The 11861-nt window shown below is 71.4% G+C and carries 13 protein-coding genes and 1 pseudogene; 8 read left to right on the plus strand and 6 right to left on the minus strand.

Annotation, left to right across the window (positions count from 1 at the left end; translation table 11 throughout):
- From E5198_RS18055 to recG, 3 genes are all read left to right on the plus strand, one after another.
- On the plus strand, positions 1-450 hold a 450-nt coding region (locus tag E5198_RS18055; RefSeq protein WP_136491344.1), incomplete at its 5' end, for an energy transducer TonB.
- A gap of 86 nt (positions 451-536) precedes the next feature.
- Positions 537-1475 carry a hydrogen peroxide-inducible genes activator gene (locus E5198_RS18060; RefSeq protein WP_136491345.1) on the plus strand — a complete coding sequence of 313 codons (939 nt, stop codon included), beginning with the start codon at positions 537-539 and terminating at the stop codon, positions 1473-1475.
- Positions 1472-3550 carry an ATP-dependent DNA helicase RecG gene (gene recG / locus E5198_RS18065; RefSeq protein WP_136491346.1) on the plus strand — a complete coding sequence of 693 codons (2079 nt, stop codon included), beginning with the start codon at positions 1472-1474 and terminating at the stop codon, positions 3548-3550. The genes E5198_RS18060 and recG overlap by 4 nt, the downstream gene beginning before the upstream one ends.
- Before the next feature lie 65 nt (positions 3551-3615).
- Here recG and E5198_RS18070 read toward each other — a convergent pair whose 3' ends face one another.
- The 4 genes from E5198_RS18070 to E5198_RS18085 all read right to left on the minus strand — a co-directional run bounded on the left by E5198_RS18070 (position 3616) and on the right by E5198_RS18085 (position 5161).
- Positions 3616-3939: a DUF190 domain-containing protein gene (locus E5198_RS18070; protein ID WP_136491347.1), complete on the minus strand. Its 324-nt coding sequence runs from the start codon at positions 3937-3939 to the stop codon at positions 3616-3618.
- 16 nt (positions 3940-3955) lie between these two features.
- Positions 3956-4339: a fluoride efflux transporter CrcB gene (gene crcB, locus E5198_RS18075; protein WP_136491348.1), complete on the minus strand. Its 384-nt coding sequence runs from the start codon at positions 4337-4339 to the stop codon at positions 3956-3958.
- An 85-nt stretch (positions 4340-4424) separates the two neighbouring features.
- The gene (locus tag E5198_RS18080) at positions 4425-4805 is read right to left on the minus strand and encodes a helicase (protein ID WP_136491349.1); all 381 of its coding nucleotides are present in this window, start codon (positions 4803-4805) and stop codon (positions 4425-4427) included.
- 83 nt (positions 4806-4888) lie between these two features.
- Positions 4889-5161 (minus strand): HU family DNA-binding protein, encoded by a 273-nt coding sequence (locus E5198_RS18085; protein ID WP_136491350.1) that lies wholly within the window; start codon positions 5159-5161, stop codon positions 4889-4891.
- A 230-nt stretch (positions 5162-5391) separates the two neighbouring features.
- Between E5198_RS18085 and E5198_RS18090 the strand changes: the two genes are divergently transcribed.
- On the plus strand, positions 5392-5943 hold the full coding sequence (locus E5198_RS18090; protein WP_372239894.1) for a chorismate lyase: 552 nt from the start codon (positions 5392-5394) through the stop codon (positions 5941-5943).
- 97 nt (positions 5944-6040) lie between these two features.
- Positions 6041-6931, plus strand: coding sequence for a 4-hydroxybenzoate octaprenyltransferase (gene ubiA / locus E5198_RS18095; RefSeq protein ID WP_136491352.1), 891 nt, complete (start codon positions 6041-6043; stop codon positions 6929-6931).
- Between the two features lie 37 nt (positions 6932-6968).
- Here ubiA and E5198_RS18100 read toward each other — a convergent pair whose 3' ends face one another.
- A complete protein-coding gene (locus E5198_RS18100; RefSeq protein ID WP_136491353.1) occupies positions 6969-7358 on the minus strand; it encodes a hypothetical protein in 390 nt (129 codons plus the stop codon).
- Positions 7359-7565: 207 nt separating this feature from the next.
- Between E5198_RS18100 and phoB the strand changes: the two genes are divergently transcribed.
- The 3 genes from phoB to E5198_RS18115 all read left to right on the plus strand — a co-directional run bounded on the left by phoB (position 7566) and on the right by E5198_RS18115 (position 11018).
- Positions 7566-8255, plus strand: coding sequence for a phosphate regulon transcriptional regulator PhoB (phoB, locus tag E5198_RS18105; RefSeq protein WP_136491354.1), 690 nt, complete (start codon positions 7566-7568; stop codon positions 8253-8255).
- Positions 8256-8318: 63 nt separating this feature from the next.
- Entirely contained in the window at positions 8319-9611 is a 1293-nt protein-coding gene (gene phoR, locus E5198_RS18110; protein WP_136491355.1) for a phosphate regulon sensor histidine kinase PhoR, read from the plus strand.
- A 72-nt stretch (positions 9612-9683) separates the two neighbouring features.
- Entirely contained in the window at positions 9684-11018 is a 1335-nt protein-coding gene (locus E5198_RS18115) for a hemolysin family protein (protein WP_136491356.1), read from the plus strand.
- Positions 11019-11101: 83 nt separating this feature from the next.
- Here the strand turns inward: E5198_RS18115 and E5198_RS22090 are convergent.
- Positions 11102-11861: pseudogene (locus E5198_RS22090) on the minus strand (M23 family metallopeptidase); the annotation flags it as partial.

An 11861-nucleotide genomic window follows, 5' to 3' on the forward strand; every position in this document is an offset into this window, starting at 1 on the left:
AAGCCCAAGCCGGAACCCAGACCCGAGCCCAGGCCGCAGCCGCCGCTGCCGACCCCGCCGAACCCCGCGCCGGTCGAGAGCAGTGCCCCCGCCCCGGACGCCAGGCCGGCCGCCCAGCCGAGTCCGCAGGCCGGCAGCCCGGCGCCGTCCCAGGCCAAGGCCAGCTGGCAGAGCCGCCTGCTCGCCCATCTCAACCGCCACAAGCGCTATCCCGACGATGCGCGCCGGCGCGGCCAGGAGGGCGTGGTCCGGCTGCGCTTCGTGGTCGACGGCCAGGGCAAGGTGCTGAGCTTCGAACTGGCCGGCAAGTCCGGCAGCGCCAGCCTGGACCGCGCCACCCTGCAGATGATCCGCCGCGCCCAGCCGCTGCCGGCGCCGCCGGCCGAGCTGCTGCGCGATGGCCGCCTCGAGGTGGTGGCGCCCTTCGTCTACTCGCTGGAGCGCCGCTGAAAGCGCCAGCCGCCCGCCTTGCCGCGGGCGGTTGGTTCCATTGAAGACAGCCGCTATGCTTGGGGGCATCTCAATGGATATTCGCTATGACACTCACGGAACTGCGCTATATCGTCACCCTTGCCCAGGAACAGCACTTCGGCCGCGCCGCCGAGCGTTGCCACGTCAGCCAGCCGACCCTGTCGGTCGGCGTGAAGAAGCTCGAGGACGAGCTGGGTGTACTGATCTTCGAGCGCAGCAAGAGCGCGGTGCGCCTGACCCCGGTCGGCGAGGGCATCGTCGCCCAGGCGCAGAAGGTCCTCGAGCAGGCCCAGGGCATCCGCGAACTGGCCCAGGCCGGCAAGAACCAGCTGGCCGCGCCGCTCAAGGTCGGCGCCATCTACACCGTCGGCCCCTACCTGTTCCCCCACCTGATCCCGCAGCTGCACAAGATCGCCCCCGACATGCCGCTGTACATCGAGGAAAACTTCACCCACGTGCTGCGCGACAAGCTGCGCACCGGCGAGCTGGACGCGATCATCATCGCCCTGCCGTTCCAGGAAGCCGACGTGCTGACCAAGCCGCTGTACGACGAGCCGTTCTACGTGGTGATGCCCGCCGAGCACCCGTGGACCGCGCGGGCCAGCATCGATGCCGAGATGCTCAACGACAAGAGCCTGCTGCTGCTCGGCGAGGGCCACTGCTTCCGCGACCAGGTGCTGGAAGCCTGCCCGACCACCCGCAAGGGCAGCGAGGCCCACCCGCACACCACCGTCGAGTCCAGCTCGCTGGAAACCATCCGCCACATGGTCGCCTCGGGCCTCGGCGTGTCGGTGCTGCCGTTCACCGCGGTGGACAGCCACCACTACGCGCCGGGGGTGATCGCCATCCGCCCGCTCAGCCCGCCGGTGCCCTACCGCAGCGTGGCCATCGCCTGGCGCGCCAGCTTCCCGCGGCCCAAGGCCATCGACGTGCTGGTCGACGCCGTGCGCCTGTGCTCGCTGAGCCACCCGCCGCAAGGGGCGCAGGCGGCCCAGCCGGCATGACCGAACTGGCGCGCGTCGCCGTCACCACGCTCAAGGGCGTCGGTCCGGCGCTGGCCGAGAAGCTCGCCAGGGTCGGCCTGGAGACCCTGCAGGACGTGCTGTTCCACCTGCCGCTGCGCTACCAGGACCGCACCCGGGTCACCCCGATCGCCGCCCTGCGCCCGGGCGGCGATGCCGTGGTGGAAGGCGTGGTCAGCGGCGCCGAGGTGACCATGGGCCGCCGGCGCAGCCTGCTGGTGCGCCTGCAGGACGCCACCGGCACCCTCAGCCTGCGCTTCTTCCACTTCAGCCAGGCGCAGAAGGACGGCCTCAAGCGCGGCACCCACCTGCGCTGCTACGGCGAGGTGCGCCCCGGCGCCACCGGCCTGGAGATCTACCACCCCGAATACCGCGCGCTCGGCGCCGACGAGCCGTCCGGGCGGGTCGAGCAGAGCCTCACGCCGATCTATCCGAGCACCGAGGGCCTCACCCAGCAGCGCCTGCGCGCCCTCAGCCAGCAGGCGCTGCACGCCCTCGACGGGCGCAGCCTGCCCGACTGGCTGCCGACCGAGCTGGCCCGCCAGTACCGGCTGGCGCCGCTGGCCGACGCCATCCGCTACCTGCACCGCCCGCCGCCGGACGCCGATCTGGAGGAGCTCGCCGAGGGCCGCCACTGGGCGCAGCACCGCCTGGCCTTCGAGGAGCTCTTGACCCACCAGCTGTCGCTGCAGCGCCTGCGCGAGAGCATCCGCGCCCAGCAGGCGCCGCCGCTGCCCAAGGCCGTGCGCCTGCCGGCGCAGTTCCTCGCCGGGCTCGGCTTCGCCCCCACCGGCGCCCAGCAGCGGGTCGCCGCCGAGATCGCCTGGGACCTGGCGCAGGCCGCGCCGATGCTGCGCCTGGTGCAGGGCGACGTCGGCGCCGGCAAGACCGTGGTCGCCGCGCTGGCCGCCCTGCAGGCCATCGAGGCCGGCTACCAGGTGGCGCTGATGGCGCCCACCGAGATCCTCGCCGAGCAGCACTTCCTCAACTTCGGCAAGTGGCTGGCGCCGCTGGGCATCGAGGTCGCCTGGCTGGCCGGCAAGCTCAAGGGCAAGGCGCGCGCTGCGGCGCTTGCGCGCATCGCCGCCGGCGCGCCGATGGTGGTCGGCACCCACGCGCTGTTCCAGGACGAGGTGCAGTTCAGGAACCTGGCCCTGGCGATCATCGACGAGCAGCACCGCTTCGGCGTGCAGCAGCGCCTGGCGCTGCGCCAGAAGGGCGTCGACGGCCGCCTCTGTCCGCACCAGCTGATCATGACCGCCACGCCCATCCCGCGCACCCTGGCGATGAGCGCCTACGCCGACCTCGACACCTCGATCCTCGACGAGCTGCCGCCCGGGCGCACCCCGGTGACCACCCTGGTGATCGCCGACAGCCGGCGCCTGGAGGTGGTCGAGCGGGTGCGCGCCGCCTGCCTGGAGGGCCGCCAGGCCTACTGGGTGTGCACGCTGATCGAGGAATCCGAGGAGCTGACCTGCCAGGCGGCGCAGAGCACCTTCGAGGAACTGTCCGCCGCCCTCGGCGAGCTGCGCGTCGGCCTGATCCACGGGCGCATGAAACCGGCCGAGAAGGCCGCGGTGATGGAGCAGTTCAAGGCCGGCGAACTGCAGCTGCTGGTCGCCACCACGGTGATCGAGGTCGGCGTCGACGTGCCCAACGCCAGCCTGATGATCATCGAGAACCCCGAGCGCCTCGGCCTGTCGCAGCTGCACCAGCTGCGCGGCCGGGTCGGCCGCGGCAGCGCGGTCAGCCACTGCGTGCTGCTCTACCATGCGCCGCTGTCGCACCTGGGCCGCGAGCGCCTGGCGATCATGCGCGAGACCAGCGACGGCTTCGTCATCGCCGAGAAGGACCTGGAGCTGCGCGGCCCCGGCGAGATGCTCGGCACCCGCCAGACCGGCCTGCTGCAGTTCAAGGTCGCCGACCTGCTGCGCGATTCCGACCTCTTGCCCGAGGTGCGCGAAGCCGCGCAGACCCTGCTGGCGCGCTGGCCGCAGCACGTCAGCCCGCTGCTCGAGCGCTGGCTCAGGCACGGGCAGCAGTACGGGCAGGTGTGAGGCCGGGGCGGAAAAACACGATAGCGGCCGCTATCGTGGCCCGTTCGCGGGGAGATGAAGCGTTTTCAGGGGCTGCCGTCGCCGCTCATGCCGAACTCGATCGGCGTCTTCACGTAGAACACGTCGATCTTCTCTTCGCGCAGACGCTGGAACAGCTGCTCGGCCTCGCTTGCGGTGAGCGCCATCGTCACCTCGATGGGCTGGTCGGCCAGTTCGAAGAAGCGCGCCGAGTGCAGCCGGCCCGCATGGCCGAAGCCTTCGGCGGCGGCGATCAGGGTGGCGCCGCGGACACCGAGCCTGCGCGCCTCCTGCATCAGCCACTCGCCCAGCGGCAAGCCGCCGTGCCGGCGATCCTGCTGCGTGAAGAAGGTCAGTTGATAACCCTGCATGCGATCGCCCTCCCGGTCAGGCGGTCTTGAACAGCGCCACGGTCGCCAGACCGAGCAGCGTCATGAGCAGCGAGCCGACGACGTGCGCCGAGATGGCGGCCCCGGCCCACAGCAGCCGGCCCTGCTGGATCAGTGTGGCGACCTCGGCGGAAAAGGTCGAGAAGGTGGTCAGCCCGCCGAGGAAGCCGGTGATCACCAGCAGGCGCCACTCGGGAGCCCAGCCGGGGTGCTGGCCGAACAGGGCCAGCGCCACGCCGATCAGGTAGCCGCCCAGCATGTTGGCCAGCCAGGTGCCGGGCGGGATGGTCGGAAACAGCGCGTTGAAGGCGGTGCCCAGCCCCCAGCGCAGGATCGCGCCCAGCGATGCGCCCACGGCGATGGCCAGCAGGGATCGGATCATGCTTGCAGCTCTCCATGGTCGGCTGGTCGGCTCGCCGCGCAACGGCACCGACGGACGAGGCGCGCGCGTGCAGGAACAGCAGCGCTCACGCCGCCTGCTTCTTCCGCGGCCCGAGCAGCTGGGTCAGCCCCTGGAACCACAGCACCAGCGCCGGGTTGCCGCTGATCTGGATGTCCTTGTTCTGGATGCCCTGCATGAAGGCCAGCTGGCGATTGTCGGCGGTCAGGGCGGCGAAGCCGTAGGCGGCGTTGCGGAAGGCGATGCTGAAGGCGGGCTGGGACACCGTGCCGGCTGCGCTGCGGATGCGCTGGTCCCTGACGACGAAGTGGCGGGCGATGCGGCCGTCCTGGGTCTGCAGCTGGAACACCAGGTCGCGGTCGACCAGTTGCTGGCGGAATTCGGGATTGCGGCGGCTGGCACCGGCCAGCAGACGACCGAGCAGCCAGAGGAGCAGGCGGAATTTCACAGCGACACCTCGCGAGTCACGCAGGGGAGCCGGAATTCTAGCGCGATGGCAGCGCCCCGGGAGCATCCCCCGGGGCGCAGGGCTCAGTTGATCGCTTCCCGCAGCGCCTTGCCCGGCTTGAAGGACACGGTGTTGCAGGCGCGGATCTTCACGGGTTCGCCGGTCTGCGGGTTCTTGCCCATGCGGGCGCCGCGGTGGCGCTGCAGGAAGGTGCCGAAGCCGACCAGGGTGACGCTGTCCTGGCGGTTCAGTGCGTCGGTGATCTGCTCGAGCACGGCGTTGAGGACGCGGTTGGCCTCTTCCTTGCTGAGGTCGGTCTTTTCCGCGACGGCGGCAGCGAGTTCCGGTTTGCGCATAGATGCCTCGTGTGAATTGTTCTTGTTGTGGCAAGGCCGCGCGCTGCATGACGCCGGCCGGACAGGCCCCGGCGCGCGGCGGACGGTCGAAGGATGGCATGCCCGCCGGAGCGGCGCCAGACCCCGAAGGCACGCCGGCACCGGCCATTGGTCGTAGATCGCGACGCCGGAGGCCCGCGGCGGAGCCGCGTGCTAGACTCGCCGCTGGTTTTCCGCTGCCGTGCCCTGCCGTGTCCCAGACTGCCTGCGCCAGCCCGCGATGGCTGGCCCCCGACCTGCTGCATCCCGCCCCCGCCGCCCGCGAGCTCGACTGGCTCAACGAGCCGGGCTCGCTGACCCGCCGCCTCACCGAGCTCGGCGCCGGCCGCTTCGCCGTCGAGCCGCTGGTCGAGGGCTGGCAGATCCTGCGCGACGACGAATGCGCCGCCCTCGGCGTGGCGCCCGGCAGCGAGGGCTGGGTGCGCGAGGTCTACCTGCACGGCGCCGGGCAGGCCTGGGTGTTCGCCCGCAGCGTGGCGGCGCGCAGCGCCCTGGAGGCGCAGCCCTTCGCCCTCGACAGCCTCGGCAGCACCTCGCTGGGCCACCTGCTGTTCCGCGACCCGGCCTTCACCCGCCAGCCGATCGAGGCCTGCCGCTACCCGGCGGCGCTGCTGCCGCCGGCGGTGCGCGCGGAGGGGCTGTGGGGGCGCCGCTCGCTGTTCTGCCAGGGCGCGCTGGGCGTGCTGGTCGCCGAGGTGTTCCTGCCGGCGCTGTGGCAGGCCGACGCCGCGACGCGCAACTGAGGCGCCCCGGGGGAGCGCCACGCCTTATACTGCCCCGCTTTGCACCGGCCGAATGCGCGGCAGCCACGGCCGGCGGTTTCGACTCCGGAGGCCCGCGATGTCCCTCTCCCTGCTCAAGCCCCTGGCGCGCCTGCACCCGCGCGCCCAGGACTTCATCGACCTGACCCGGCTGAACCGGCCGATCGGCATCTACCTCCTGCTGTGGCCGACGCTGACCGCGCTGTGGATCGCCGCCGAGGGCGTGCCGTCGCTGGCCAACCTGCTGATCTTCTCCCTCGGCGTGGTGCTGACCCGCTCGGCCGGCTGCGCGATCAACGACTTCGCTGACCGCCGCTTCGACGGCCACGTCGAGCGCACCCGCGCGCGCCCGCTGGCCAGCGGGCGGATGACTCCGCGCGAGGCGCTGGCGACCTTCGCCGTGCTGATGGCGGTGGCCTTCGCCCTGGTGCTGCTGACCAACGCGACCACCGTGTGGCTGTCGTTCGGCGCGGTGGCGCTGGCCGCGCTCTACCCGTTCATGAAGCGCCACACCTACTACCCGCAGGTGGTGCTCGGCGCGGCCTACTCGTGGGGCATCCTGATGACCTTCACCGCCGAGGCCGGCAGCCTGCCGGCGGCGGCGGCCCTGCTGTACCTGGCCAACCTGCTGTGGACGGTGGCCTACGACACCTACTACGCGATCACCGATCGCGACGACGACCTGAAGATCGGCGTGAAGTCGACCGCCATCCTGTTCGGCGACGCCGACCGCCCGATCATCGCCATCCTCCAGGGCCTCAGCCTGCTGTGCCTGCTGCTCGCCGCGGCGCGCTTCGGGCTGGGCGCCTGGTTCCACCTCGGCCTGGCGGTGGCCGCCGGCTGCTTCGCCTGGGAGTACTGGAGCACCCGCACGGGAGATGGCCAGGCCTGCTTCCGCGCCTTCCTGCACAACCACTGGGCCGGTCTGGCGATCCTCGCCGGTACCATCGCCGACTACGCACTGCGCTGAACCCCGCCGGCACGCCGGCGGGGGTACCGCCGCCCGGCTACTGGCCGGCGGCCGGGCGGGCGACGTGCCAGACGCCCATCTTGCCCTCGCCGAGCATGTCGCCCGGCTTCTGGTCCTGGATGAAGGTGTACAGCGGCTTGCCGTAGTAGGCCCACTGCCAGCTGCCGTCGGCGCGCTGCAGCGTGCTCCAGTCGTCGTCGCCCTGGGCATCGGCGGTGGCCACCAGCGGCGGCCAGTTGGTCGCGCAGGTATCGTTGCACATCGACTGGCCGGGGCTGTCCTTGTCGTAGGTGTACAGGGTCATGCTCCGGGCGTCGACCAGCATGCCGTCCTTGACCATCGCCGGTTCGGCCGCCTGGGCCTGGCCGAGCAGCGCAAGCAGGGCGCCGCCGGCCAGCGCCAGCAGGGGTGGAGGGATTCTGAGCATCGCGGCTCTCCTCGGTGGGATGGGAGGACCCGGCGACCGCGAGGACAGGCGGACGGCACGCCAGGCACCGGCTGCCGGCAGGCGCCGGCGAGCCCTTGCAGCATAGCCGAAGCCGCCCGCCGGCCCCTTCGCCGCCGCCATGTAACATCGCTGCAATAATTCCGTTATGTAATGCCGGCATCGCCACGGAATCACAGAGACAGTCCCATGGTTGGCAAATCCATCCTCATCGTTGACGACGAAGCACCGATTCGCGAGATGATCGCCGTCGCCCTGGAAATGGCCGGCTACGAGTGCCTCGAAGCGGAGAACAGCCAGCAGGCCCACGCGCTGATCGTCGACCGCAAGCCCGACCTGATCCTCCTCGACTGGATGCTGCCCGGCACCTCCGGCATCGAGCTGGCCCGCCGCCTCAAGCGCGACGAGCTGACCGCCGGCACGCCGATCATCATGCTCACCGCCAAGGGCGAGGAGGACAACAAGATCCAGGGCCTCGAGGTCGGCGCCGACGACTACATCACCAAGCCGTTCTCGCCGCGCGAGCTGGTCGCCCGGCTCAAGGCGGTGCTGCGCCGCGCCGGCGCCAGCGACGGCGAGACGCCGATCGAGGTCGGCCCGCTGGTGCTCGACCCGCTCAGCCACCGCGTCACCATCGACGGCAAGCCGGCCGAGATGGGACCCACCGAGTACCGCCTGCTGCAGTTCTTCATGACCCACCAGGAGCGCGCCTACACGCGCAGCCAGCTGCTCGACCAGGTGTGGGGCGGCAACGTCTACGTCGAGGAGCGCACCGTCGACGTGCATATCCGCCGCCTGCGCAAGGCGCTCGGCGAGAGCTGCGAAAACCTGGTGCAGACCGTGCGCGGCACCGGCTATCGTTTCTCCACCAAGGGCTGACGCACGCGTCACCCCCTGGCCTTCGCCGCCCCGCCGGGGCGGCCGCTTTACAAGGATCGCAAGGTGAACCAAGACTGGCGCGGCATCCTCCTCCGCCGCCTGCTGTTGCTGCTGGGGGCCTGCCTGCTGCTCGGCCTGGTCACGGGCCAGTACGCCTGGGCGCTGGTGCTCGGCCTCGCCGGCTACCTGTACTGGAATCTGCGCCAGCTGCTGCGCCTGCACCACTGGCTGAAGAACGCCGACGAACTGCCGCCGGAAGGTTCCGGCGTGTGGGGCGAGGTGTTCGACCAGATCTACCACCTGCAGAAGCGCAACCAGCGCGCCCGCGGCCGCCTGCAGGCGGTGATCGACCGCGTGCAGGAGTCCACCGCCGCGCTCAAGGACGGCGTGGTCATGCTCGACCGCCAGGGCAACCTGGAGTGGTGGAACCGCGCCGCCGGCCAGCTGCTCGGCCTCAAGCGCAAGCAGGACGGCGGCCAGCCGATCACCAACCTGGTGCGCCATCCGCGCTTCAAGGAATACTTCGAGCAGGACAACCACCGCGAGCCGCTGGAGCTGCCCTCGCCGGTCGACGACCACCTGCGCCTGCAGCTGCAGCTGACCCTGTACGGCAACGGCGAGCACCTGATGCTGGTGCGCGACGTCACCCGCCTCCACCAGCTCGAACAGATGCGCAAGGACTTCGTCGCCAACGTCTCCCACGAGCTGCGCACGCCGCTGACCGTGCTCACCGGCTACCTGGAGACCCTGCAGGACAACGTCGACGACATCCAGCCACGCTGGCGCCGCGCCCTGCAGCAGATGCAGCAGCAGGGCGCGCGCATGCAGAACCTGCTCAACGACCTGCTGCTGCTGGCCCGCCTGGAGGCCACCGACTACCCGGCCGACAGCAAGCCGGTGGCGGTCGACCTGCTGCTGCTGTCGATCCGCGGCGACGCCCAGGCGCTGTCCGCCGACCGCCACCGCATCAGCCTGGAGGCCGACGCCGCGGTCAGGCTCAAGGGCAGCGAGAGCGAGCTGCGCAGCGCCTTCTCCAACCTGGTGTTCAACGCGGTCAAGTACAGCCCGGAGGGCGGCGAGATCCGCATCCGCTGGTGGGCCGACGCCGCGGGCGCGCACCTCGCCGTGCAGGACAGCGGCCTGGGCATCGAGGCCAGGCACATCCCGCGCCTCACCGAGCGCTTCTACCGGGTCGACGCCAGCCGCTCGGCCAACACCGGCGGCACCGGCCTGGGCCTGGCCATCGTCAAGCACGTGCTGATCCACCACCGCGGCCAGCTGCAGATCGACAGCACGCCGGGCAAGGGCAGCACCTTCACCTGCCACTTCCCGCCCGCGCAGGTGGTGCGGCGCTGAAGCGGCGGCGGCGGGCTTGAAAGCCGCGCCGCCGCCTCCCATGCTATGGGCTTTCCACTGCGACAAGCCCCCATGGACCCTTCCCCTGCCTATACCGCCGCCCGCTACTTCGCCGACTTCGGCCTCGTCCTGTTCGCCCTGCTGCTGGTCCTGCTCAACGGCTTCTTCGTCGCCGCCGAGTTCGCCATGGTCAAGCTGCGCGCCACCCGCGTCGAGAGCATCGCCGCCGAGCACGGCTGGCGCGGCCACATCCTGCGCACCGTGCACGGCCAGCTGGACGCCTACCTGTCGGCCTGCCAGCTGGGCATCACCCTCGCCTCGCTGGGCCTCGGCTGGGTCGGCGAGCCGGCCTTCGCCCACCTGCTCGAGCCGCTGCTCGGCTACTTCGGCGTCGACTCGCCGGCGCTGGTGCACGGCATCGCCTTCTTCACCGCGTTCTTCATCATCTCCTACCTGCACATCGTGGTCGGCGAGCTGGCGCCCAAGTCCTGGGCGATCCGCCAGCCCGAGCGCCTGTCGCTGTGGACCGCCGCGCCGCTGTACGCCTTCTACTGGGCCATGTACCCGGCGATCTGGCTGCTCAACGCCAGCGCCAACGCCATCCTGCGCATCGCCGGCCAGGGCGAACCGGGGCCGCACCACGAGCATCACTACAGCCGCGAGGAGCTCAAGCTGATCCTCCACTCCAGCCGCGGCCGCGACGCCGGCGACCAGGACCTGCGCGTGCTGGCCTCGGCCATGGAGCTGGGCGAGCTGGAGGTGGTCGACTGGGCCAACTCGCGCGAGGACCTGGTATGCCTGGACGCCGACGCCAGCCTCGACGAGATCCTCGCCGAGATCCGCCGCCACAAGTTCAGCCGCTACCCGGTGCAGGACGCCGCGCAGCAGTTCGTCGGCGTGCTGCACATCAAGGACCTGCTGCTGGCCCTGCCCGAGCCCGGCGAGGCCGCCGCCTTCGACCTGCGCAGCCTGCTGCACCCCATCGAGCGGGTGTCGCGGCACCTGCCGCTGGGCCGCCTGCTCGAGCAGTTCCGCCAGGGCGGCGCGCACTTCGCCCTGGTCGAGGAGGCCGACGGCAAGGTGGTCGGCTTCCTGACCATGGAGGACGTGCTCGAGGTGCTGGTCGGCGACATCCAGGACGAGCACCGCAAGACCGAGCGCGGCCTGCTCGCCTACCAGCCGGGCAAGCTGCTGGTGCGCGGCGACACGCCGCTGTTCAAGATCGAGCGCCTGCTCGAGGTGAATCTCGACGACGTCGAGGCCGACACCCTGGCCGGGCTGGTCTACGACAGCCTCAAGCGCCTGCCCAGCGAGGACGAGACGCTGGAGACCCACGGCCTGCGCATCATCGTCAAGAAGATGAAGGGGCCGAAGATCGTCATGGCCAAGGTGCTCAGGCTGGACTGAACCGGCGCCCTATTCGCCCAACGCAAAAGGGCCACCCCGCGGGGTGGCCCTTGTCGTTGGCGAGCCCTGCAGCGCGGCCAGTCCTCGCCGCCGATGGCGAAGTTGGGCAGGCTGTCCACCGGCTGGGCGAACTGGAAGGGGATCGACTCCACCGCCAGGCCGACGTTGCGCTGCACCACGAAGTGCAGGTGCGGGCCGGTGCTGCGCCCGGTGTTGCCGGAGCGGGCGATGGGCGCGCCGGCGCGCACGCGCTGGCCGGGGGCGACCTGCACCGAGCCCTGCTGCAGGTGCAGGTAGACGCCCATGGTGCCGTCGTCGTGGAGGATGCGCACGTAGTTGCCGCCGGGGTACGGTGCCGCGCCGGCCTGGCTGTTCAGGGTGCCGACCACCACCCCCTCGCGGGCGGCGAGGATCGGCGTGCCCTCGGGCATGGCGATGTCCACCGCGTGGCGACCCTTGGGCGTGAAGTGGCTGTACAGGCCGTTGGCGCCCTGGCTCTGGCGGAACGGCCCGCCCTGCCAGGGCAGCGGGTAGCGGTAGGGCCGCGGCAGCAGGCGCGGGTCGCCGAGGGCGTGGCTGAGTCTGGGCGTGTAGCGCAGCGGCTGCGCCGGGTCGCGCGGCGCCAGGGTCAGCAGGCGGATCTGGCTGCGCGGCGGCAGGATCCAGCGCAGCGGCCGGTCCGGCGCGCCGCTGGCGTTGGCGACGTCCTCCAGGCGCAGCTCGACCTCCACCGGGGCGAACAGCTCGTTGTGCACCCGCAGGGTGTGGCCGCCGGCGTGCCTGACGGTGTCCAGGTGCACCCGCGCATCCGGCGCCTCGGCGCGCGGCGCCGCGCCGGGCGCG

Source organism: Pseudomonas sp. A-1 (assembly GCF_004801855.1).
Lineage (GTDB): Bacteria > Pseudomonadota > Gammaproteobacteria > Pseudomonadales > Pseudomonadaceae > Geopseudomonas.